Below are 21796 nucleotides of genomic sequence, written 5' to 3'. Positions count from 1 at the left end.
CGGTGGCCCCGCCGCCCCGCACGCGCCGCGCGGCGGCGTGGGCCGTTTCGCTGGGCCAACTCCCGTGCCGGGCGCCGGGTTACGCCGGTGCCCCCGGCGCGCCCGCCCCGAAGGGGCCGCGCCCGTCGTAAGGGTGAGCGCGCGACGCGCCGGTTGACGGGCGCCGGACGTCACTTCACCGCGCCCGCCATCACCCCCGAGACGAACTGCCGCTGGAAGGCGAAGAAGACCACCAGCGGGATCACCATGGAGACGAACGCGCCGGGCGCCAGCACGTCGATGTTGTTGCCGAACTGGCGGACCTGCTGCTGGAGGGCGACGGTGATCGGGGCGGCGTCGCTGTTGGCGAAGATCAGGGCGACCAGCATGTCGTTCCAGACCCACAGGAACTGGAAGATGCCCAGCGAGGCGATGGCCGGTCCGCCCAGCGGCATCACCACGGTGGTGAAGATCCGCGCCTCCCCGGCGCCGTCCAGCCGGGCCGCCTCCAGCAGTTCGCGGGGGATCTCGGCGAAGAAGTTGCGTAGCAGGAAGACGGCGAACGGCAGCCCGAAGGCGGTGTGGAAGAGCACCACCCCGGTGATCGAGCCGAAGATGCCCAGCGCGCCGAAGAGCTTGGCCACCGGGATCAGCGCGATCTGCACCGGCACCACCAGCAGCCCCACCACCGTCAGGAACCACCAGTCGCGGCCGGGGAACTCCATCCACGCGAAGGCGTATCCGGCCAGCGACCCGATCACCACCACCAGCACCGTGGAGGGCACGGTGATCCACACCGTGTTGAGCAGCGAGTGGGTGACCTCCCCGTTGCCCAGCAGGGCGCGGAAGTTGGCCAGGGTCAGCTGCGAGGGCGCGGTGAACACCTTCCACCAGCCGGAGGCGGCGATGTCGGTGGGGGAGCGCAGCGACGACAGCAGCAGGCCGATGGTGGGCATCAGCCAGAACAGCGCCACCAGGATCAGGACCAGGCGCACCACCCCGCCGCCGGCCCGGCCCGCCAGCCGCGCGGCCACGGACGGACGGCGGCGTACGGGCACCGGGGCGGACGTGGCCGCCGCCGTGTCGATGGCGGTCACCGGCGGGTCTCCCTTCGGATCCGGTGGATGTTGAAGACCATCACCGGCAGCACCAGCAGCAGCAACAGCACGGCGATCGCGCTGCCGACACCCTGGTCGTCGCCGCCGCCGAAGGACGTCAGATACAGCTTGAGGGCGAGCACCATCGCGTCGTTCTGGGTGGCCCCGGGGGCGATGATGTAGACCAGGTCGAAGATCTTGAGCACGTTGATCATCAAGGTGACGGCCACCACGACGAGCACCGGTGCCAGCAGCGGCACGGTGATCCGCCGGAAGACCTGCCACTCGCCCGCGCCGTCCACCCGGGCCGCCTCCAGCAGTTCCCGCGGCACCCCGGCGAGCCCGGCGGCGATCAGCACCATGGCGAACCCGGCCCACATCCACACGTAGGCGCCGATGATCGACGGGGTCACCAGCGCCGGGCCGAGCCAGTCGACGCCGTCGTAGGCGGTGGCGAAGTTGGCCGCGGGCAGCCGCAGCCGGGCGCCGGCGGCGGAGTCGGGCAGCGTGAAGGTGCCGTCGGCGCCGGTCTTGGCGGTGGCGACCACCCGGCCGTCCCGCACCGCCTGCACCGTGACCCCCTTCAGCCCCTTCTCGCCGTGGTCGATCACCCCCGGCGCACCGCCGCCACCGGGCGTGAAGTCGAGCCACACCGTGCCCCGCACCCCGTCCCCGGCGGCCGGCGGACGGGCGTCGGCCACGCCGGACGGCAGCTTCCCGGGGGCGATGCCCACCAGCGGCAGCAGCGCCGGGCTGCCGGGGCGCGCGGCGGTGCGGGTGGTGTACCCGCCGCCGTCCGAGGGCGCCAGGTCGGCGCCGGGACGGGGCCGGGCCCCCGGGTACGCCGAGGCCTCGGCGAACGTGTCGTGGACGCCGGTGATCACCGCGTTGGCCACGCCGCGGGCCGGGTCCTGCTCGTAGACGAGCCGGAAGATGATCCCGGAGGCGAGCATGGAGATCGCCATCGGCATGAAGACCACCAGCTTGAACGCGGTTCCCCAGCGCACCCGTTCGGTGAGCACCGCGAAGATCAGGCCGAGCGCGGTGGTGACCGACGGGGCCACCACCACCCAGATCGCGTTGTTGCGGATGGCGGTCAGCGTGCCCGGATCGGAGAACACCGCCCCGTAGTTGTGCGCCCCGACGAAGCGCGACCCGTCGGCGTCGAACAGGGAGCGCACCACGGAGTAGCCGATCGGGTAGACCACCAGTGCCCCGAGGAGCACCAGCGCGGGCAGCAGGAAGAGCGCCGCCACCCACGGCCGGGCGCCGAGCACCCGGCCCCGGCCGGCCGGGGGCCGGCGGGCGGGGGGAGCCACGGGCCCGGCCGCGTCCCCCGCGGCGACCGATGCGGACGACATGGCGTCAGCCGTTCCCGTACGCCTTGGCGGCGTCCTGCTCCAGTTTCGCCTGCGCCCCGGCGATGTCGTCCGGATGCGCCAGGAAGTCCTGGAGGTCCTTCCACTCGCCCTCGCCCTTGGTGCCGCCGAACGCGGCCGGCGCCTGGTCGGACATGTCCATCCGGAAGGTGTCACCGGCGTCGATCAGCTGCTTGGCGATGGACCGGGTCACCTCGTCCGGGTAGACCGACGGGTCCAGCGACTTGTCCGGCGAGATGAAGCCGCCCGCCTGGGCCCAGATGCGGGCCGCGTCCGGGGAGGCGAGGAACGCCAGCAGCGCCTGGGCGCCCTTGCCCCCGGTCAGCGCCACCGCCGTGTCGGCCCCGGTGACCACCGGCGGACGCCCGCCGCCCACCGCCGGGAACGGGAAGATCTTGGCCTCGGCGCCCACCTTGGCCTTGGTGTTGGCCAGGATGAAGCTGGCCGCGAAGTCGCCCGCGTAGACCATGGCGGCGCCCGGCGGGTTGCCGGTGAAGGTCTGGGTGACCGCCTTGGGGAAGTCGGTCTGCAACGCGCCGTTGCGGCCCCCGGCGAGGAGCTGGTCCTTGCCGAAGAGCTGGGCGAGGGTGGTCAGCGCCGCCTTCACCGACGGATCGGTCCACTTGATCTTGTGCTGGGTGAGCTGGTCGTACTTCTCGCCGCCGGCCTGGCTGAGGTAGACGTTCTCGAACCAGTCGGTCAGCGGCCAGCCGTCCGCGCCGCCCACCGAGACCGGCGGGGTGCCGGAGTCGGAGATGGCCTGCGCGGTCTTCAGGAAGTCCGCCCAGGTCTTCGGCACCGCCACCCCCGCGTTCTGGAACGCGGCGGAGTTGTACCAGACCAGCGACTTGTTGGCGGCCTTGAACGGCACCCCGTACCGCTTGCCCTGGTACGCGCCCAGGTCCTGCCACCCCTTGGAGTAGTTGGCGTCGAGCTGCCGCTGCACCTCGGCGTCGGCCGGTTTGATCCACCCCTTCTGCGCGAACTGGTGCAGGACGCCGACCTGGGACAGGAGCGCGACGTCCGGCGGCTTGCCGCCCGCGATCTTGGTACCGAGGAAGGTGGAGGCGCTGTCGCCGGTGGGCGTGTAGGTGACGGTGGCCCCGGTGCGCTTCTCGAACTCCTTGAGGACCTTCTCCATGTTCTTCTGCTCGGGCCCGGTCCACACGGCGGCCAGTTCCAGGTGCTGGCCGTGCAGGTCCGGCAGGCTCACCGAGGGCCGGCCGCCGCCCGTGCCGGGGGAGGACCCGCTGCCGCCGCCCTTGCCACCGCCGCTGCCGCAGCCGGCCGCGCCGACCGCCAGCGCGGCCACCACCGCCGCCGTCACGACGGACCGCACCCCGCCCGCTCCACGCATGTGCCCATCCCCTCGTGGGGGCCGGCCACCGGCGGCGCCGGAACCTACGCGCCGGGCGTCCCGTCCCCCGTGATGTAGCGCTGCTCGCAGTTACCGTGCGGCACAGTCCTACGCCGCCCGGTCACCCCTCGCAAGGCCGCCTGCGGGGCCGGAACGGTGATCGTTACCATGACGTGATGCAAGGTCAAACCCCGTTCGGCGGGCGTGACTTGGGCGCCTCGACGGGGCCGTCCGCCGGGTCACAGCAGCGGTTCGCCGGGCTGGGCGCCGACCGACTCGGCGGCCCGGTGCAACGCGCTGGCCAGCAGCGCCAGATCGGTCGGACCGTTGCCCAGCTCCCGCACCGGACGCCGGGCCGGCGGGTCGCCCATCCGCTCCCACTCCACCGGCACCACGGTGGGCCGCAGCGTCGCGGTGCGCGGGATGCGCCCGCTGACCCGGCCGGTCTGGAACGCGGTCACCGCGCCGTCCGGCCGGCGCAGGTAGCCCCGCCCCGGCACCGACTCGTCCAGCGCGGCCGGCTCCTCCACGTGCACCAGCAGCGTCGCCGACTCCGCATCCCCGGTGCGCAGCGCGATCCGCAGCCGGGCCAGCTCGTCGGCCTCGGTGCCCGCGGTGCGCTCCGGCCGTCCGGTGGCGGCCATCAGGTGCACCCCCAGCCGCGCCCCGGCCCGGGCCACCGCCTCCACCGCCCGCACCACGGAACCGGCGGCGGGGCGGCCGGGGCTGCCCAGCGCCGGCGCCGCCAGCGCGTCGAAGTCGTCCACCACCAGCACCAGCCGGGGCAGCCCGGCGCCGGTCCGGTCGTGCAGCGCGACGGAGCCGGGCTCCGCGCCGTCCGCCGCCGGCCCCGCCGCGCCCGCCGTGGCCGACGCCGGACCCGCCGCCACCCGCGCGGCCCGCCACGCCTCGTACGCCACCGGGCCCAACAGCTCCTCGCGGCGACGGAGTTCGGCCCCGAGCGCCTGGGCCAGCTGCCGCATCCGGGCCGGGTCGGCGGCGGCCAGGTACGTCGTCACGTGCGGCAGGTCGGTGCACAGCCGCAGCCCCTCACCGCGTTCCGGGGCGCCGTCCAGCAGCACCAGGGCCAGCTCGTCCGGGGGCGCCGAGGCCGCCAGCGCCGCCGTCAGCGACCGCAGCAGCTCCGTCTTGCCCGACCCGGGCGCCCCGCCCACCAGCAGATGCGGCCCGTCCGCGACCAGATCGACGGCCACCGGCCCCTCCGGACCGGCGCCGAGCACCGCCCGCCCCGCCGCCCCCGAACGCCACCGCGCCGAGATCTTCGCCGGGGTCGCCAACGCCAGGTCCAGCTCGTCCAGCAGCCGTGCCGTCGGCGGCAGCGCGCTGCGCACCCGGGGCCCGGCCCCGTCCGCCTCCCGCAACGGCGCCAGCGCCCGCCCGAACCGCTCGGCCCAGGCCCCCGACACCGCGTCCACCGTCACCTGGCCCGGCCCCTCGGGCAGCAGCGTCAGCGCGGTCGCCACCTCGCCCTCCAGCCGGGCCACCGCGCCGCACCGGGCGGGCAGCCGCTCCACCGAGTCGGCCAGGCACACCAGATGGATCCCGGCGGCCGGACCGGCGTGCGCCAGCCGCTCCACCGTCTCCCGCAGCGCCGCCGACCCCGGATCGCCGTCCACCACCACGACCGTGAAGCCGCCGCCGCGCCCGGCCGCCGCCGCGGCCACCGAGTCGTCGTCCGCCCCGGCCCACCCCGGGCCCAGCGGACCGTCCGCCAGCCGCCGGGCCAGCTCCGCGGTGCGCGCCTCGGCCTGGTCGCGGTCGAAGGCCACCAGCAGCCGGCAGTCCTGACCGTGGGCGGGACGCAGATGGGGCAGCCAGTTGAGCCAGCCCCACTCGTCGGCCCGCTGCTCGGCGGGGCGTTCGCGGTCGGCGCTGATCAGGACGAGTTCGACGGTGGCCGGCGCGTGCAGCGCGCACAGCTGGGCCACCACCGACCGGGCCAGCCCGCTCAGCCGGGGACGCGGCCCGGCCAGCCCCAGCGAGCCGGACCGCCGCAGGTCCACCGTGACCGGCACCGCCGGCAGCACCGCCGGGCCGTCCGACGGCGCCGGGACGTCCGCCGCGCCGGTGGGCAGGTCGGCGGTGCCCAGCCGCACCGTCAGCGCGTCCGGATGCTCCGGCGTGCGCTCCCACAGCCGCGGCCCCGGACCGAGCGCGGTGACCAGGACGCAGGCCGGGTCGGGGGCGCGGTCGCGCAGCGCGGCGGCCTCGGCGGCCAGCCGCTCGGCCGCGTCCCGCCCGCCGGCGCCGCGCCCGGTGCCCCGGCCGGCCGCGATCCGCCGGGCCCAGGCGCCTATGGCCGAGGAGATCCCGCGGGACGTCCCCGCGCCCTCCGCGTCGGCGCCCTCCGCGGCCGGGGCGAACGCCTCCGGGCGCAGCGGGCCGCCCAGTATCCCGCCCCGTCCGGCGTGCGTGGTGGTCTCCCGGCGCGCCCCGGCCGCCCGGTCGAGCGCGGCGTCCTGGCCGTCCGGGGCGCTGGCCACCGCGGGCGCGGGCCGGGCCGGGCGCCGCCCCTGGTCGTCGCGCCGGGGATCGCGCGGCGCGGGCAGCAGGCGGGCGCCGGACCCGTGCGCCACGGTGACCCGCAGATGGCCCTCCGCGTCCGGCACCACCGGCGGACCCGCGGGCAGCGGCGGCACCGCCCGCCCCGCCCCCTCGGCCGCCTCCAGCCGCAGCGTCGACTCGCCGATGCGCAGCAGCGCCCCGGGCGCCACCGGCACCGCCCGCTCCCCGACCTGGCGGCCGTCGAGCCACGTGCCGTTGGTGGACCCCAGGTCGGCCACGGTCACCCGGCCGCCCGCCGGGTCCACGGTGACCACGCAGTGCAGCCGGGAGACGTCCGGGTCGTCCAGCGGGACGTCGGCGTCGCCCGAGCGCCCTATCCGCACCCGGCCGCCCTGGAGCAGGTGGACCCCGCCCGCGTCCGGGCCGCCGACCACGTGCAGCCGGGCGGGCGCCTCCGGCGGCGTACGGTCGAAGCCGCCCGGGTCCGCCGGGGCGTGCAGCGCGAGCACCGCCCCGTCGACCAGCGGCGGCACGCCCAGCCGGGCGGTGGCCGGATCGAGCCGCTGGGCCCCCGCGTAGAGCACCACCGACGCGCCGGAGCGCGGCGCCGGGCGCCCGGAACCGGCGCTCGCCGCGAGCGCACCGGCCACCGCGCCCAGCACCGTCCCCGCCGGAGCGGTGACGAGCACATCGCAGCCACGGCCGCTGCGCGGCCCGAGGACGGTCAGCCGGATCTGCATCGTCGTGCGCGTCCCTTCTCCCCGGGAAGCCCGGCAGGGGCGCCGTGCCCCCCACCGCGTCGTACGGGAGGCATCCTCCCACCTGCCACCGACACCTCGCGTCCGGCGCCCCCCTCGGCGGCCCCGGCGCCCCGGCCCGCCGCCGGCCGGGGCAACCAACCGGCGGCCGTCCGCGTCCTACACCGAAGCCCCCGGCTCGCGGTCCCCGGCCCGACCGGCGGTCCGGCACTACAGTGGACCGGGCGTACGGGGCGGTTCCGGGCCCGCACGGGTCCGGCGGGCCGGAGAACACCACTCGACCACGATCTGGGAGCGCATGACGTGCGGCCGGTAGGCAGCAAATACCTGCTCGAGGAGGTGCTCGGGCGAGGAGCCACGGGCACCGTCTGGCGGGCCCGGGTCCGCGAGACGGTGTACCCCCAGGGCGGCGGCGCCGGCACCGCGTCACAGGCCGGCGAGGTCGTCGCCATCAAGGTGCTCAAGGAGGAGCTGGCCGGCGACGCGGACATCGTCATGCGTTTCCTCCGGGAGCGCTCGGTGCTGCTCCGGCTCTCCCACCCCAACATCGTGCGCACCCGCGACCTGGTGGTCGAGGGGGAGCTGCTGGCCCTGGTGATGGACCTGGTCGACGGTCCGGATCTCCATCGCTATGTGCGGGAGAACGGCCCGTTCAGCCCGGCCGGCGCGGCGCTGCTGACCGCGCAGATCGCCGACGCGCTCGCCGCCAGCCACGCCGACGGCGTCGTGCACCGCGACCTGAAGCCCGCCAACGTCCTGCTCGCCGCCACCCCGGACGGCTCGCAGATGCACCCGATGCTGACCGACTTCGGCATCGCCCGGCTGGCGGATTCGCCCGGAGTCACCCGTACGCATGAATTCGTGGGCACCCCCGCGTACGTCGCGCCGGAGTCCGCCGAGGGGCGCCCGCAGACCTCGGCGGTGGACGTCTACGGCGCCGGCATCCTGCTGTACGAGCTGGCCACCGGCCGTCCGCCGTTCCGCGGCGAGAGCGCCCTGGAAGTGCTCCACCAGCATCTGAGCGCCGACCCGCGCCGTCCGTCCACCATGCCCGAGCCGCTGTGGACGGTGATCGAGCGCTGTCTGCGCAAGAACCCCGACGAGCGGCCCAGCGCCGTCAGCCTCGCCCGGGCGCTGCGCGTGGTGGCCCACGGCATCGGGGTGCACGCCACCCCGGAGGCCGCCGAGACGGCGCTGGGCGTCGCCGCGCTGCTCGCCCCCGACCCGCGGCCGGCCCGGGTCCCCGGCACCGGCGCCGCCATGGCCGGCCCGGACGCCGACCCGACCCAGGTGCTCCCGGCCGGCGGCCAGGCCGACCCCACGCAAGTGCTGCCCGGCGGCAGCCGCGGCCTGTCCGCGGGCGACCCGGAGGCGGCCACCAGCCTGCTGCCGCCCACCGCGGGCGCCGACGGTGCCGGGCCGGCCGGCGGCACCCGGGTGATGCCCCCGATGCCGCCGGAGCAGCCCGGCGCGCAGGGCCCGCACCCGTGGGAGTCCCAGCTCAACGCGGCCCGGCAGCGCAACGAGCAGACCGAGCTGGGCTACCTCGACCCCGCGCAGGACCCGCTGCGCCACCGGCCGCGCCGCCGCCCGGGGCCGCCCGCCGCCGGCTACGGCGCCCGCCCGGCCCCGCCGCCGCCCCAGCGGTACGAACCGGAGCCGCCGCGCTACCAGCCGTCCCGGCGGCCCGAGCCGGAGCCGGCCCCGCGCCGGGAGCCCCCGCCCCGCCGGGAGCCCGCCCCGCGCCGCGAGCCGCGTCCGCGCAGCCGGATGCGCATCCCCGGCGCCGGCTGCCTCAAGGGGTGCCTGTTCACCATCGTCGTCCTGGTGGTCGTCGCGGTGCTGGTGTGGAACTTCACCCCGCTGCCGGAGTGGGTGGCCAAGGGCCGTTCGCTGTGGGAGACCGCCTCCAGCCTGGTCAGCACCGCCTGGCACTGGGTCTCCACGATCGGTTCCGCGGCGCACGACCTGAACCAAGGAAACTGACGGAGCGTCAGATAAGGGCCCGGTCCGCGGACCGGGCCCACGCGTCCCGGCGGACCGCGAGTTAGGAGATTTATCGACTTCCGAAGGGTGATTTCCCCCGCAGAAGCCGCGGTCACCACCATCCGGTGCCCCCAACCGGCGGTCCTCCGCGTAGCTTTGTCGCCAACAGACCGTCGGATGACGTCCCGGACGTCGGATGAGTCGGAGCAGTCTTGGCACGGAAGATCGGCAGCCGGTACACCGCCCAGCAGGTGCTCGGGCGGGGGTCGGCCGGAACGGTGTGGCTGGGCGAGGGACCCGAGGGTCCGGTCGCCATCAAGCTGCTGCGCGAGGACCTCGCCTCCGACCAGGACCTGGTCGGCCGCTTCGTCCAGGAACGCACGGCGCTGCTCTCGCTGGACCACCCGCGCATCGTCGGCGTCCGCGACCTCGTGGTGGACGGCACCGACCTCGCCCTCGTGATGGACCTGGTGCGCGGCTGCGACCTGCGCTCCCGGCTGGAACGCGAGGGCCGCCTCGCCCCGGCCGCCGCGGTCGCCGTCGCCGCCGACGTCGCCGACGCGCTCGCCGCCGCCCACGCCGCCGGCGTCGTCCACCGCGACGTCAAGCCCGAGAACGTCCTGCTGGACACCGCCGCCCCGGCCGGCCCCGGCGGCGCCCCGCCCGCCCTCCTGACCGACTTCGGCATCGCCCGGCTCGTCGACTCGCCCCGCCGCACCCGCGCCACCCGCATCATCGGCACCCCCGACTACCTCGCCCCGGAGATCATCGAAGGGCTGCCGCCCCGCGCCAGCGTCGACATCTACGCGCTCGCCACGGTCCTGTACGAACTGCTCACCGGGGCCACCCCGTTCGGCGGCGGACACCCCGGGGCGGTGCTGCGCCGCCACGTCACCGAGACCGTCGCCCCGGTCCCCGGGCTGCCCGACCCGCTGTGGCAGATCCTCGCCCAGTGCCTGTCCAAGGCCCCCGCCTCCCGGCTGACCGCCGGCGAACTCGGTGACCGGCTGCGCGAACAGCTCCCCGGGCTCGCCGGACTGCCGCCGCTGCGCGTCGCCGCGCCCCCGGCCGACCCGGCCGCCGACCCCGCCGCGCCCGGCGCCGCCGAGGAACCCGCCCGCCCCCGCCGCGGCGCCGTCCCCCTGGTGCGCTCCGCCGCCCCGGACTCCAGCCGCGAGACCCACACCAACATCAAGCTCCCCTCCGCCCGCGAACTCGCCGCCTACCCGCGCCGCGACCCCGGTGCCGGACGCGGCGCCGGCCCCCGCCGCGCCGAACCCGAGACGCTGCGCCGCCGCCGGCTCCGGCTGGCCGCCGCCGCGACCGCCGCCGTGGTCGCCGCGGGCCTCGGCGGCTGGGCCATCGCCTCCTCCGGCGACGACGCCAAGGCCAACAGCCGCGACGACCACCACCCCGACGGCGGGGCCGGCCACCGCACCACCCCCACCGCGCCCACCGCCGGCGCCGCCTCCCCGCAGGGCAGCACCGGCACCCCGGCCGTCCTGCCGCACTGGTCCGCCTTCCGCGACGCCCCCGCCCCGCCGGTCCGCCCGGCCGGCGGCCCGCGCGCGGTGCGGATGGCCGGCGCCACCTACGTCTTCGTCACCGGCACCGACCGCAATGTGTGGTACATCACCCGCGACGCGTCCGACGGCCGGTACGGAAGCTGGCAGCTGCTGACCGGCATCCACGTCGCCGACGACCCGGCCGTGGTCTCCGCCCGCCCCGGCAGCCTCGACCTGTTCGCCCTCGGCACCGACGGCCTGCTCTACCGGCGCACGCTGGCCGGCGGGGTGTGGAACGACTGGTACATGGTCGACCAGCGCACCCGCTTCGACGCCGCCCCGGCCGCCGCCTCCTCCGCCCCCGGCCGCATCGACCTCGTCGGCCGCACCGGCGGCGACCTGGTCACCGCCTCCCTGGTGGACGACCGCTGGAACGCCTGGGCCGTCGTCCCCACCCCCGGCCGCGTCACTGCCGCCCCCGCCCTCCTCTCCCGCGCCCCGGGCACCCTGGATGCCTTCGTGGTGCGCAAGGCGGACGGCGCCGTGCTGCGGCTGCCGTACGCCAACGGGGCCTGGCGGCCCACCCAGATCATCGGCCGGCTGTCGGCCGCCGGGCGCCCGGAGGCGGTGGTGCGCGGGCACCACGTCTACGTGTTCGCCCCGGCGGACGGCGGCGGCCTCACCCAGGCCGTCGGCCCGGCCACCCCCACCGCCGACCCCACCGACTGGACCGTGACCGGGCTGCCCGCCCCCACCTCCCGGCCGGTCGCCGCCACCGCCTCAGGCGGCCTGGAGCTGTGGACCGTCACCCCGGCCGGCCGCCTCTCCCGCGCCGGGGCCCTCCCGGGGTGACGCCGGACACGGGCGAGCCGCAGCGGCCACCGGCTACGCTTGAGGCGTGGCAATCCTCGACGCATCCGAAGAGCTCAAGTCCCTCTCCTCCACCATGGAGTCCATCGAGGCCGTTCTGGACCTCGACAAGATGAGGGCCGATGTCGCCATGCTCGAGGAGCAGGCCGCGGCCCCCTCGCTGTGGGACGACCCCGACAACGCCCAGAAGATCACCAGCCGGCTCTCCTACCTCCAGGGCGAGCTGCGCAAGACCGAGGCGCTGCGCTCCCGCATCGAGGACCTGGCGGTGCTCTTCGAACTCGCCGAGGCGGAGAACGACGCCGACACCCGCGCCGAGGCCGAGACCGAGCTGGTCTCGGTACGGCAGGCGGTGGACGAGATGGAGGTCCGCACGCTGCTGTCCGGCGAGTACGACGCGCGTGAGGCGCTGGTGAGCGTGCGCGCCGAGGCCGGCGGGGTGGACGCCGCCGACTTCGCCGAGCAGCTCCAGCGGATGTACCTGCGCTGGGCCGAGCGCCACGGCTACCCCACCGAGGTGCTGGAGACCTCCTACGCCGAAGAGGCGGGCATCAAGTCGACCACGTTCGCGGTCAAGAGCCCGTACGCGTACGGCACGCTCTCCGTCGAGCAGGGCACCCACCGCCTGGTGCGCATCTCGCCCTTCGACAACCAGGGGCGCCGCCAGACCTCGTTCGCCGGCGTCGAGGTGCTGCCGGTGGTGGAGCAGAGCGACCACGTCGAGATCGACGAGTCCGAACTCCGCATCGACGTCTACCGTTCCTCCGGCCCCGGCGGCCAGGGCGTCAACACCACGGACTCCGCGGTGCGCATCACCCACCTGCCCACCGGCATCGTGGTCTCCTGTCAGAACGAGCGCTCGCAGATCCAGAACCGCGCCTCGGCGATGAACGTCCTCCAGGCCAAGCTGCTGGAGCGGCGCCGCCAGGAGGAGCAGGCCAAGATGGACGCCCTCAAGGGCGACGGCGGCAACTCCTGGGGCAACCAGATGCGTTCGTACGTCCTCCACCCCTACCAGATGGTGAAGGACCTGCGCACCGACCACGAGGTCGGCAACCCGCAGGCCGTCCTCGACGGCGAGATCGACGGCTTCCTGGAGGCCGGTATCCGCTGGCGGAAGCAGCGCGAGAAGTAGGCGCGGAAGCGCGCCGACGACCCATGCCGCGGGCTCTTGGGCACCGCGGCATGTGCCTTTTTCGCAAAGGCTGGGTGGCCGGGGCATTGACATAGCCCATTGTTCCGGGCATTGCGTATGAAATGCCCTTGACGATGCACGGCAAAGTAGGAAAGCTGGCGCCCGGCATATCTATGAACGGGGTGTGAGCCGACGGGGGGCGACGGGCGTGAATCCCGTACCGCGAACACCCCGGGCCACCGCGCCCCTGCGCATAGCTGCCCCAAATTCGAGCTAGCAGCTACTGGGGGTAGTTGGCTGATGACCAACCGTAAAACTCGCGTGCGCATGGCACGCATAGCCGCCGGCGCCGTCTTCGCCGCCGGCGCCTCACTGACCGCGGTCGGCACCGCCCAGGCCATCGGCATCCAGGCCGGCGGCGTGAGCGTCAACGCCGGCTCGCACGGCGTGAGCGTCGCGCTGGACGGCGGCGAGACCGACGGCGGCTCCGTCGCCGGGGCCGCCCAGGGCGCCCAGGGCGGCGAGTCCACGGGTACCTCGACGGGTACCTCCACCGGCACCAGCACGGGTACCTCCACCGGTACCAGCACCGGCACTTCGACCGGCACGAGCACTGGTGAATCCACCGGGACTTCGACCGGTGAGTCCACCGGTACCTCCACGGGTACGTCGACCGGAACCTCGACCGGTACGTCCACGGGCACGTCCACCGGCACCTCGACGGGTACCGACTCCGGTACCAGCACGGGTACCGACTCCGGCACGTCCACCGGTACCTCCACGGGTACGTCCACCGGGACCTCGACGGGTACCAGCACGGGCACCTCCACCGGTACCAGCACGGGTACGTCCACGGGCACCAGCACCGGGACGTCGACCGGTACCAGCGCGGGCTCGACCACCGGCAGCCAGAGCGGCGGCACCGCGAACAGCGGCGGCACCGGCAACAGCGGTGGCGGCAACGGCGGCACCTGCACGCTGTCGCAGGACAGCGTGAACTGCGGGGGCGGGGGCAACAACAACACGTCCACCGACACCCAGGCCGTCACGCAGGCCAAGGCCAAGGAGCAGCTGGCCGAGACCGGGGCGGGGCAGACCACGTTCCTGCTGGTGGGCGCCGCGACGATGATCGCGGGCGGGATCGGCTTCCGGCTGATGCCGCGCCTGGCCAACCGGCGCAACGCGGCCTGACCGGGGCCGGTACGTCACAAGGGGGCGGGGAGCGCGCAGGCCATGCGCGCCACCCGGCCCCTTTCCCGTACCGCGGCCCGGCCTCAGACCGCCTGGCGCACCAGCACCGCGACGGCGATCAGGGCGAGCAGCAGCGCGACCAGGGTCGCCGGGGTCAGCGCGGCGAAGGGGTTCTCCTGGTGCAGCCGTTCCCGGTTGGCCCGGCAGACGGCGCAGCGGCCCTCCGCGACGGGTCCGGCGCAGTTGGCGCACACCAGTCGGTCGCAAGTCATGCGCCGCCTCCTCCCACACGGCCCTGCCGCATGTATCACCTGTCCTAACGCCGTGGGGCGTCCGGCGGTTCCCCGGGGCGCGTCCACCCGTGCCCCGCGTACCGCCCTCCTCCCACTGTGCCAGCTTCCGGCCGAATCGGCGCGCCCCGTGCGGAACGGTTCGGGCGGATGTGACCGATGCGACCTTTGTCCCCCTATAGCGGGTGAGGAAACCCACCAACCACGGACGGCGACTGCGCGCTCGCGCGCGCTTCGCGTAAGGTCGCCCCACCGGGAGAGCCGTGCTGTCGGCTGTCCGTCCCTCCAGTCCACCCCTGGTGCATCGCTGTGATCCGTTTCGACAATGTGAGCAAGACCTATCCGAAACAGAACCGTCCCGCGCTCCGCGACGTTTCGCTGGAGATCGACAAGGGCGAGTTCGTCTTCCTGGTGGGTTCTTCCGGCTCCGGCAAGTCCACGTTCCTGCGGCTGATGCTGCGCGAGGAACGCACCGACACCGGCTCGGTGCACGTCCTCGGCAAGGACCTGGCCCGGCTGTCCAACTGGAAGGTGCCGCACATGCGGCGTCAGATCGGCACCGTCTTCCAGGACTTCCGGCTGCTGCCCAACAAGACCGTGGCGCAGAACGTGGCCTTCGCCCTGGAGGTCATCGGCAAGCCGCGCGGCACGATCCGCAAGACCGTGCCCGAGGTGCTCGACCTGGTCGGCCTCGGCGGCAAGGAGGACCGCATGCCGGGGGAGCTCTCCGGCGGTGAGCAGCAGCGGGTGGCGATCGCCCGGGCGTTCGTCAACCGGCCCCTGCTGCTGATCGCCGACGAGCCCACCGGCAACCTCGACCCGCAGACCTCGGTCGGCATCATGAAGCTGCTGGACCGGATCAACCGCACCGGTACCACCGTGGTGATGGCCACCCACGACCAGCAGATCGTCGACCAGATGCGCAAGCGCGTCATCGAGTTGGAGCAGGGGCGGCTCGTCCGCGACCAGTCACGCGGTGTCTACGGCTACCAGCACTGAAACCCCAACAGCAGCCGAGGCAGCGGCAGAAAGGTCCTCATGCGCGCCCAGTTCGTCCTGTCGGAGATCGGCGTCGGTCTCCGGCGCAACCTCACCATGACCTTCGCGGTGATCGTCTCCGTCGCCCTCTCCCTCGCGCTCGCCGGGGGTTCCTGGCTCGCCCGTGAGCAGGTGAGCTCCATGAAGGGCTACTGGTACGACAAGGTCCAGGTGTCGATCTTCCTGTGCAACAAGGCCGACGGCACCGAGACCGCCAACTGCTCCAAGGGCGCGGTGACCCAGGAGCAGATGGACCAGATCGAGGCCGATCTGAAGAAGCTGCCGGTGGTCGACAAGATCTACAAGGAGACGCCCCAGGAGGCGTACAAGCACTACAAGGAGCAGTTCGCCGGGCAGCCCGGGGCCGATCTGATCACCCCGGACCAGATGCAGTACTCGTTCCGCGTCAAGCTCAAGGACCCCACCCAGTTCCAGGTGATCTCCAGCGCCTTCGACGGCCGCCCCGGCGTGCAGTCGGTGCAGGACCAGCGCAAGTTGCTGGACAACCTCTTCGGGCTGCTCAACGGCATGACCATCGTGGCCCTGGCGGTGCTGGCGTTCATGCTGACGGTGGCGATGCTGCTGATCGTCAACACCGTGCGCGTCTCGGCGTTCAGCCGGCGCCGGGAGACCAGCATCATGCGGCTGGTGGGCGCCTCCAGCTTCTACATCCAGATGCCGTTCATCATGGAGGCCGCGCTCGCCGGGCTCATCGGCGGCGTGGTGGCCTGCGTGATGCTGCTGGTGGGGCGCTACTACCTGATCGACGCGGGGCTCGGCCTGGCGCAGAAGGTGCAGCTGATCCACTTCCTCGGCTGGGGAGATGTGATCAAGGTGCTGCCGCTGGTGCTGGTGGTCGGCATACTGATGCCCGCCCTGGCCGCCTTCATCGCGCTGCGCAAGTACCTGAAGGTGTGACCCTGTGGCGCGGGCCCCAAGTCCGCGCCGTGCGAAGGCGCTTGCGGGCGCCGTACGGACGCCGTCGTGCGAACGGTCCGTGCGGCGCCCGCCGTCGTTCCGGTCACCGCCCAACGCCGCCCACGCGCCCCGCCGTTGACGCGGCCGTGGCGTTACACTCCCGGGCATGTCCGGCCGCACGATGTTCGCCGAACCCCGGTCGATCCGCCGCGGGGTGACGCTGACCTTGGTCTTCGGGGCGGTGCTGGCGACCGGCGCGGCCACCGGCTCCTTCGGCCGCGCGGCCGAGGGCGACCCGGCCCCGGCCGCCGTCCGCACCCGTCCGCGCCCGTACACCCCGGCCGCCGACCGGCTCGACGCCGCACGCCTGGCCCGCGCCATCGACGACGGCGCCGTCGGCCCGCAGGACGCCGCCGCGCTCGTCAGCCGCAGCGGCGACCGCTGGGCGGCGTTCTACACCGCCCAGGAGTACGAGGGCTTCCAGCAGGAACTCGACGGCCGCTACACCGGGGTCGGGCTGTGGGTGCGCCGCGCGCCGGACGGCGTGGTGCGCGTCAGCCGCGTCCAGGACGCCTCGCCCGCCCGCCGGGCCGGGGTGCGCACCGGCGACCGGCTGGTGGCGGTGGACGGCACCGCGGTGACCGGACGCCCGGTGACCGAGGTGGTGGCCCGGCTGCGCGGGGCCGGTGGTGACCCGGACGCCACCGCCGCGCCCCGCCCCGGCAGCCCGGTCCGGCTGGTGCTGCGGCGTGGCGCCCGCGACCGTACGGTCACCCTGCGCCGCGCGGTGCTCACCGCCGAGACGGTCACCGTCTCCCGCCCGGGCCCGGGGATCCTCCAGATCGCGGTGGACTCGTTCCCGCACGGCACGGCCGGCCGGGTACGGCGCGCGCTGGCCGCCGGCGACCACCGGCGCGGCGTCCTGCTGGACCTGCGCGGCAACAGCGGCGGACTGGTCACCGAGGCCGTCGAGGTGGCCTCCGCGTTCCTCGACGGCGGCCTGGTGGCCCGCTACGACGTGCACGGCCGGACGCGTTCGCTGTACGCGGCCCAGGGCGGCGACACCACCACGCCGCTGGTGGTGCTGGTGGACGGCGGCACGATGAGCGCCGCCGAGCTGCTGGCCGGGGCGTTGCAGGACCGCGGCCGGGCCGTGGTGGCCGGCTCGCCCACCTTCGGCAAGGGCTCGGTGCAGATGCCCAGCACCCTGCCGGACGGCTCGGTCGCCGAGCTGACCGTCGGCCACTACCGCACCCCGTCCGGCCGCACCGTGGACGGCCACGGCATCCGCCCCGATCTGACGGTGGCCGGCGGCCGGGACGCGGGGGCCGCCGCCGAGACGGTATTGAGTGGCCTCGGCACCGCCTCGTAGTGGGAGAATGACCAGGCTATGGCTAAAGAGACCGGTCGCAAGCTGATCGCGCAGAACAAGAAGGCGCGGCACGACTATCACATTCTGGACACCTACGAGGCGGGCCTGGTGCTCACCGGCACCGAGGTCAAGTCGCTGCGCCAGGGACGCGCCTCGCTGGTCGACGGCTTCGCGCAGCTCGACGGCGGCGAGGCGTGGCTGCACAACGTCCACATCCCCGAGTACAGCCAGGGCACGTGGACCAACCACTCGGCACGCCGCAAGCGCAAGCTCCTGCTGCACCGAGCCGAGATCGACAAACTGGTCGGCAAGACCCAGGAGACCGGCAACACCATCGTCCCGCTGGCGTTGTACTTCAAGGACGGCCGCGCGAAGGTCGAGATCGCGCTCGCCAAGGGCAAGAAGGACTACGACAAGCGCCAGACCCTGCGCGAGAAGCAGGACCGCCGCGAGGCGGACCGGGCGATGTCGGCGGCCCGGCGGCGCAGCCGCGGCTGACCCGGCGGGGCGCGCCCCGGGCCCGGCGGGAATACGCTGGCCCGGCCGCCCGTTGATCCCGTACCATGGGCTCGACGCCGTCGCGTGGCCCAGGCCCCGCGAGGGCCGCACCTTGAGAAGAGAACATGGGGATGATCGGTTTCGACTGGAGCTGTCGAGACAGGGGAAGCGAGCCGAGGAAGCGGCAATGATCTCGTAAACCACGTGTCGCAAAAAAATAATCGCCAACAACAAGCGCGATTCCTTCGCCCTCGCTGCCTAAGTAGCGACTCGCGAAGTGTCAGCCCGGGAGTGTTCCCGGCCCGGTGTCTGGCATCAGCTAGGGGACTAAACCACTAGGTCCGGCCACGGGATCTGGTGGGAAATCAAACAGTGGCTGAGCCCGTCGGCGGCTTGTCTGCGTGACCGCCGGGGCTGAGAAAAGCACAGCAGACTGCGCTCGGAGAAGCCCTGTTTCCGCACTTCAGGACGCGGGTTCGATTCCCGCCATCTCCACTCGTCCCATGTGGCCGAAGGGCCCCGCCGACACCGGCGGGGCCCTTCGGCTTTTCCGGCTCCCTGGTCTCTTCGTGCTCAGCCGAAGATCCCGTCCGGGCCGAAGGCCAGCACCGCGAACCGCTCGCCCATCCGCCGGGTGGCCGCGGCGTTGGGGTGGAGCCCGTCCGGCAGGTCGGCCACGTCCGCCGGGCCGAACAGCTCCCGGCCGTCCAGGTAGTGCAGCCGGGGGTCGTGCGCCCGGCGCTCGGCGACGATCCGCGCCAGCTCCTCGCGCACCACGCCCAGGGTGAGCGCTCCCTCCGCCACGTCCGCCGGATCGCCGAGGGCGGTCAGCATGCCGTCGCCGTCCGCCCCGGCCGGCCCCGGCGTCTCCTCCAGCGCCGGGGCGGTCACCGGGGAGATCACCAGCAGCGGGGTGTCCGAATGGCCCTCCCGCACGGTGTCCAGGAACCCGTGGACCGCCGGGCCGAAGGTGCGCAGCCGGAACGCCGCCCGGCCCACGATGTTGATGCCCGCCTTCAGGCTGATCAGGTCCGCCGGGGCGTCCCGGATCACCCGTGCCACGAACGGGTCGAGCATGGCGTTGCCGGCCAGGCTCAGATTGACCCCGTCCACCCCGCCGCGCAGCGCCGCCACCGCCGGCCAGGTGCCGGTGGGCCCGTCGGCGCCCAGGCAGTGGCTGATGGAGCTGCCGTGGTGCACCCAGCGGCGGCGGCCGTCCGGCGCCGGGGCGGTGACCTCGGCGTCCGCCCGCAACGCCACCAGCTCGGTGGGGGTCTGCTGCGGCAGCCACAGCTCCACCTGCTCGGTACCGGGCGGCAGCGTGAACCGCACGGTGGCCGCCGGGCCGGGGACCACCCGGGGGCTCGCCCGGGGCCCGGTCAGCCACCACACCGTGCACGCCGGCACCGCCGTCCGCCCGGCCGGCTCCCCGTCCGCGTACACCTCGAAGACGCCGGGGGGCACCGCGTCCGGTTCGCCCTCGAACCGCCACACCGTGGTGTGCACCTCCAGCTCCAGCGTCCGCGCCCGGGTGGCGAACGCCAGCCGCACCCCGGCCGGCATCTCCGCCACGCCCCGCACGAACGCGTCCGGGTACTGCGCCCGGGTCCAGCCGGGCAGCCGCAGCGGCAGCACCCCGTGCTCGGTGCGCCGCGCGTCGAGCGCCCCCCGGAACTCCACGGGGCCGCCGGTCAGGGGTACGTCGTGCCAGGTGCGGGCCATGGGGGGTCCTTCCCGATCGGTGCCGTTCCTCCGTCCCGATCTTCCCTCCGCCGGTCCGCCGGACACGCTCCGGCCCCCAAGGCCCGCGCCCCGACGCCTTCCTGGCGTGCCGTCACCGTCAACTCGCCGATCCCGGGCGGCGGGATACGCGTCGCGCCGGTGAATCACCCGTTCTACGTGGTTTGCTGGGGTTTCTCCGGAGTGCAACGCGGGCGATGGCGGGTACCCGGCGGCGCGGAGGTGGAGTTGACGTGAGGCGGCGTGACGTCCGGGCGGTGGCCGAGGTGGCGGGCTGGTGGGCCGGACTGCTGGTGCTGTGGCTGATGCTGATCAGCACGGTGGACGTGCTGGAGACGGCGATCGGCGCGGTCGCCGCGCTGCTCGGCGCGGTCAGCGCGTACGTGGCCCGGCGGGCGGTGACCGGGTGAACGGCTGGCTGATCGCCGCCGCCGTGGTCTTCGCCGGCGGCGTCGGACCCTGCCTGTGGGGCGCCGCCCGCGGCACCACCGGACGCCGCGTGGTCGCCCAGAACATGGCGACCCTGCTGCTCTGCCTGGTCTTCCTGCTGCTCGCGCAGGGCTACGGACGCACCGCCTACGTCGACCTCGCCCTGGTGATCTCGGTGCTGGGCCCGGCCGGCACCCTGGTCTTCGCCAAACTCCTGGACGAGGAGATCCGGCGCACCCCGCCCGGCGCGCGGCTGCTCACCCCGGTCACCCTCGTCGGCACCCCGCTCACCGTCATCCCGCTGTGCGTGGTGACCGGCCCCGGCCGCTCCCTGGTCAAGCTGCTGGTCATCGGGGTGCTGCTGATCGTCGGCGGCGCGGTCACCAGCAAGGCGGTCAGCCGTGGCTGACGTCCTCATCGCGCTCGCCCTGGTCTTCGTCGCCGTCGCCGCGACCGCCGCCGTGCTCAACCGCGACCCGGCCCGCCAGGCGATCGTCCTGTCGCTCCTCGGCCTCGGCTTCGCGGTGCTCTTCACGGTCGTCCAGGCACCCGACGTCGGCCTGTCGCAGCTGGCCGTGGGGTCGGCGGTCACCCCGCTGATGATCATGCTGACGGTGCGCAAGGTACGGCGCAAGGGGCGGCGCGAGTGAGCCTGCGCGAACGCCGCTGGGTGCTGGCCGCCGGACTCGCGGTCCTCGCCGTCCTGCTGACCGCCGCCTGCCTCGGCCTGCCCCGCTTCGGCGGCGCCTGGCACCCCTACGGCGACCGCGCGGTATGGACGGCGCTGCGCCAGCACACCGCCAACACCGTCAGCTCCGTCAACTTCGACCAGCGCGCCTTCGACACCCTCGGCGAGGAGTCCATCCTGTTCTCCTCGGTCATCGGCACCCTGGTGCTGCTGCGCCAGGCCAGCGACGAACACCGGGTGCCGCCGCAGCCCGCCCCCGTCGTCCCCGCCCTGCGCCGCTACGGCCGCGTCGCGCTGCCGGTCACCCTGCTGATCGGCCTGTACGTGATCGCCCACGGCCAGCTCAGCCCCGGCGGCGGCTTCCAGGGCGGCGTCGTCGTCGCCACCGCCCTCCACCTGCTCTACATCGGCGCCGACTACCGCGCCATCGAACGCGTCCGCCCCACCTGGGCCTACGAACTCGCCGACGCCGCGGGCGAGGCCGCCTATCTGGTCCTCGGCGCCGCCGCCCTGCTGACCGGCGCCGCCTACCTGACCAACACGCTGCCGCACGGCACCCTCAACACCATGTCGTCCGGCGGCACCGTGCCGCTGCTCAACGCGGCCGTCGGGATGGAGGTCGCGGCGGGCGTGGTCGTCCTGCTGGCCTCCTTCCTCGACCAGGCCGTCGAGATCGAGGAGGAGGACGAGGAGGCATGAGCGTCTTTCCGTACCTGGTCGCCGGGTACGTCTTCCTGGCCGGGATGGCCGGCATCGCCACCAGCCGCAACCTGGTGCACGCGGTCGGCTGCCTGTCGGTAGCCCAGTCCGCCACCTACGTGCTGCTGCTCGCCGTCGGCTACCGGCGTGGCGCCACCGCCCCGGTCTTCTCCGACATCAAGCCCGGCCGGCCGGTGGTCGACCCGGTGGTGCAGGCACTCGCCCTCACCGACGTCGTGGTCGGTGCCACCGTCACCGCGCTGCTGCTCGCCCTGGTCATCCAGATCGCCAAACGCCACGGCACCGTCGACCCCGACGCGCTCTCCGAACTGAAGGGGTGA

18 protein-coding genes, 1 other RNA gene and 1 pseudogene are annotated in these 21796 nt (G+C 74.3%); 14 read left to right on the top strand and 6 right to left on the bottom strand.

Going from position 1 to position 21796, the window contains the following annotated elements:
* Window positions 1-170: 170 nt before the first annotated feature.
* From SCATT_RS09330 to SCATT_RS09315, 4 genes are all read right to left on the bottom strand, one after another.
* Window positions 171-1076, bottom strand: a complete 906-nt coding sequence (locus tag SCATT_RS09330; RefSeq protein WP_014142756.1) for a carbohydrate ABC transporter permease — start codon at window positions 1074-1076, stop codon at window positions 171-173.
* Window positions 1073-2437 (bottom strand): carbohydrate ABC transporter permease, encoded by a 1365-nt coding sequence (locus SCATT_RS09325; protein ID WP_014142755.1) that lies wholly within the window; start codon window positions 2435-2437, stop codon window positions 1073-1075. The genes SCATT_RS09330 and SCATT_RS09325 overlap by 4 nt, the downstream gene beginning before the upstream one ends.
* A gap of 4 nt (window positions 2438-2441) precedes the next feature.
* The gene (locus SCATT_RS09320) at window positions 2442-3812 is read right to left on the bottom strand and encodes an ABC transporter substrate-binding protein (RefSeq protein ID WP_014142754.1); all 1371 of its coding nucleotides are present in this window, start codon (window positions 3810-3812) and stop codon (window positions 2442-2444) included.
* Window positions 3813-4051: 239 nt separating this feature from the next.
* On the bottom strand, window positions 4052-7078 hold the full coding sequence (locus SCATT_RS09315) for an FtsK/SpoIIIE domain-containing protein (protein ID WP_014142752.1): 3027 nt from the start codon (window positions 7076-7078) through the stop codon (window positions 4052-4054).
* A gap of 321 nt (window positions 7079-7399) precedes the next feature.
* On the opposite strand from SCATT_RS09315, the gene SCATT_RS09310 reads away from it, so the two are divergent.
* From SCATT_RS09310 to SCATT_RS09295, 4 genes and pseudogenes are all read left to right on the top strand, one after another.
* Window positions 7400-9082 carry a serine/threonine-protein kinase gene (locus SCATT_RS09310; protein ID WP_014142751.1) on the top strand — a complete coding sequence of 561 codons (1683 nt, stop codon included), beginning with the start codon at window positions 7400-7402 and terminating at the stop codon, window positions 9080-9082.
* Window positions 9083-9294: 212 nt separating this feature from the next.
* Window positions 9295-10506: pseudogene (locus tag SCATT_RS39425) on the top strand (serine/threonine-protein kinase); the annotation flags it as partial.
* Between the two features lie 979 nt (window positions 10507-11485).
* Window positions 11486-12592 (top strand): peptide chain release factor 2, encoded by a 1107-nt coding sequence (gene prfB, locus SCATT_RS09300; protein WP_014142749.1) that lies wholly within the window; start codon window positions 11486-11488, stop codon window positions 12590-12592.
* Between the two features lie 327 nt (window positions 12593-12919).
* Window positions 12920-13783, top strand: a complete 864-nt coding sequence (locus tag SCATT_RS09295; RefSeq protein ID WP_239013300.1) for a hypothetical protein — start codon at window positions 12920-12922, stop codon at window positions 13781-13783.
* An 83-nt stretch (window positions 13784-13866) separates the two neighbouring features.
* On the opposite strand, the gene SCATT_RS09290 is transcribed toward SCATT_RS09295, so the two are convergent.
* The gene (locus SCATT_RS09290; RefSeq protein ID WP_014142747.1) at window positions 13867-14055 is read right to left on the bottom strand and encodes a hypothetical protein; all 189 of its coding nucleotides are present in this window, start codon (window positions 14053-14055) and stop codon (window positions 13867-13869) included.
* Window positions 14056-14382: 327 nt separating this feature from the next.
* Here SCATT_RS09290 and ftsE point away from each other — a divergent pair, with 327 nt between their 5' ends.
* The 5 genes from ftsE to ssrA all read left to right on the top strand — a co-directional run bounded on the left by ftsE (window position 14383) and on the right by ssrA (window position 18397).
* Window positions 14383-15072, top strand: coding sequence for a cell division ATP-binding protein FtsE (ftsE, locus tag SCATT_RS09285; protein ID WP_014142746.1), 690 nt, complete (start codon window positions 14383-14385; stop codon window positions 15070-15072).
* Window positions 15073-15111: 39 nt separating this feature from the next.
* Complete coding sequence (ftsX, locus tag SCATT_RS09280; protein ID WP_014142745.1) at window positions 15112-16029, top strand: permease-like cell division protein FtsX; 918 nt, start codon at window positions 15112-15114, stop codon at window positions 16027-16029.
* A 166-nt stretch (window positions 16030-16195) separates the two neighbouring features.
* Entirely contained in the window at window positions 16196-17401 is a 1206-nt protein-coding gene (locus tag SCATT_RS09275) for a S41 family peptidase (protein ID WP_014142744.1), read from the top strand.
* An 18-nt stretch (window positions 17402-17419) separates the two neighbouring features.
* Window positions 17420-17899 (top strand): SsrA-binding protein SmpB, encoded by a 480-nt coding sequence (gene smpB, locus SCATT_RS09270; RefSeq protein ID WP_014142743.1) that lies wholly within the window; start codon window positions 17420-17422, stop codon window positions 17897-17899.
* A gap of 127 nt (window positions 17900-18026) precedes the next feature.
* Window positions 18027-18397: a transfer-messenger RNA gene (ssrA, locus tag SCATT_RS36190) on the top strand.
* A 75-nt stretch (window positions 18398-18472) separates the two neighbouring features.
* Here the strand turns inward: ssrA and SCATT_RS09265 are convergent.
* The gene (locus SCATT_RS09265; RefSeq protein ID WP_014142742.1) at window positions 18473-19621 is read right to left on the bottom strand and encodes a GDSL-type esterase/lipase family protein; all 1149 of its coding nucleotides are present in this window, start codon (window positions 19619-19621) and stop codon (window positions 18473-18475) included.
* A 251-nt stretch (window positions 19622-19872) separates the two neighbouring features.
* Here SCATT_RS09265 and SCATT_RS38945 point away from each other — a divergent pair, with 251 nt between their 5' ends.
* From SCATT_RS38945 to SCATT_RS09245, 5 genes are read left to right on the top strand one after another with little or no spacing between them, the layout of a single operon-like run.
* Window positions 19873-20049 (top strand): hypothetical protein, encoded by a 177-nt coding sequence (locus SCATT_RS38945; RefSeq protein ID WP_014142741.1) that lies wholly within the window; start codon window positions 19873-19875, stop codon window positions 20047-20049.
* Window positions 20046-20477 carry a monovalent cation/H+ antiporter complex subunit F gene (locus tag SCATT_RS09260; protein WP_014142740.1) on the top strand — a complete coding sequence of 144 codons (432 nt, stop codon included), beginning with the start codon at window positions 20046-20048 and terminating at the stop codon, window positions 20475-20477. The genes SCATT_RS38945 and SCATT_RS09260 overlap by 4 nt, the downstream gene beginning before the upstream one ends.
* On the top strand, window positions 20470-20718 hold the full coding sequence (locus tag SCATT_RS09255) for a hydrogenase subunit MbhD domain-containing protein (RefSeq protein WP_014142739.1): 249 nt from the start codon (window positions 20470-20472) through the stop codon (window positions 20716-20718). The genes SCATT_RS09260 and SCATT_RS09255 overlap by 8 nt, the downstream gene beginning before the upstream one ends.
* A complete protein-coding gene (locus SCATT_RS09250; protein ID WP_014142738.1) occupies window positions 20715-21455 on the top strand; it encodes an MnhB domain-containing protein in 741 nt (246 codons plus the stop codon). Before SCATT_RS09255 ends, SCATT_RS09250 begins: the two co-directional genes overlap by 4 nt.
* Window positions 21452-21796, top strand: coding sequence for a sodium:proton antiporter (locus tag SCATT_RS09245; protein WP_014142737.1), 345 nt, complete (start codon window positions 21452-21454; stop codon window positions 21794-21796). The genes SCATT_RS09250 and SCATT_RS09245 overlap by 4 nt, the downstream gene beginning before the upstream one ends.

This window comes from Streptantibioticus cattleyicolor NRRL 8057 = DSM 46488 (assembly GCF_000240165.1).
Lineage (GTDB): Bacteria > Actinomycetota > Actinomycetes > Streptomycetales > Streptomycetaceae > Streptantibioticus > Streptantibioticus cattleyicolor.
Note: the sequence above shows the minus strand (reverse complement) of the source record. Positions and strands in the feature narration are given on the sequence as shown.

What these genes read in the sequence shown, in the direction of transcription:
- SCATT_RS09290 (WP_014142747.1), bottom strand. Translation starts at nt 14,055, where the DNA reads ATGACTTGCGACCGACTGGTGTGCGCCAACTGCGCCGGACCCGTCGCG.
- ftsX (WP_014142745.1), top strand. Translation starts at nt 15,112, where the DNA reads ATGCGCGCCCAGTTCGTCCTGTCGGAGATCGGCGTCGGTCTCCGGCGC.
- SCATT_RS09265 (WP_014142742.1), bottom strand. Translation starts at nt 19,621, where the DNA reads ATGGCCCGCACCTGGCACGACGTACCCCTGACCGGCGGCCCCGTGGAG.
- SCATT_RS09275 (WP_014142744.1), top strand. Translation starts at nt 16,196, where the DNA reads ATGTCCGGCCGCACGATGTTCGCCGAACCCCGGTCGATCCGCCGCGGG.
- SCATT_RS09320 (WP_014142754.1), bottom strand. Translation starts at nt 3,812, where the DNA reads ATGCGTGGAGCGGGCGGGGTGCGGTCCGTCGTGACGGCGGCGGTGGTG.
- SCATT_RS09295 (WP_239013300.1), top strand. Translation starts at nt 12,920, where the DNA reads ATGGCACGCATAGCCGCCGGCGCCGTCTTCGCCGCCGGCGCCTCACTG.
- SCATT_RS09315 (WP_014142752.1), bottom strand. Translation starts at nt 7,078, where the DNA reads ATGCAGATCCGGCTGACCGTCCTCGGGCCGCGCAGCGGCCGTGGCTGC.
- smpB (WP_014142743.1), top strand. Translation starts at nt 17,420, where the DNA reads ATGGCTAAAGAGACCGGTCGCAAGCTGATCGCGCAGAACAAGAAGGCG.
- SCATT_RS09245 (WP_014142737.1), top strand. Translation starts at nt 21,452, where the DNA reads ATGAGCGTCTTTCCGTACCTGGTCGCCGGGTACGTCTTCCTGGCCGGG.
- SCATT_RS09325 (WP_014142755.1), bottom strand. Translation starts at nt 2,437, where the DNA reads ATGTCGTCCGCATCGGTCGCCGCGGGGGACGCGGCCGGGCCCGTGGCT.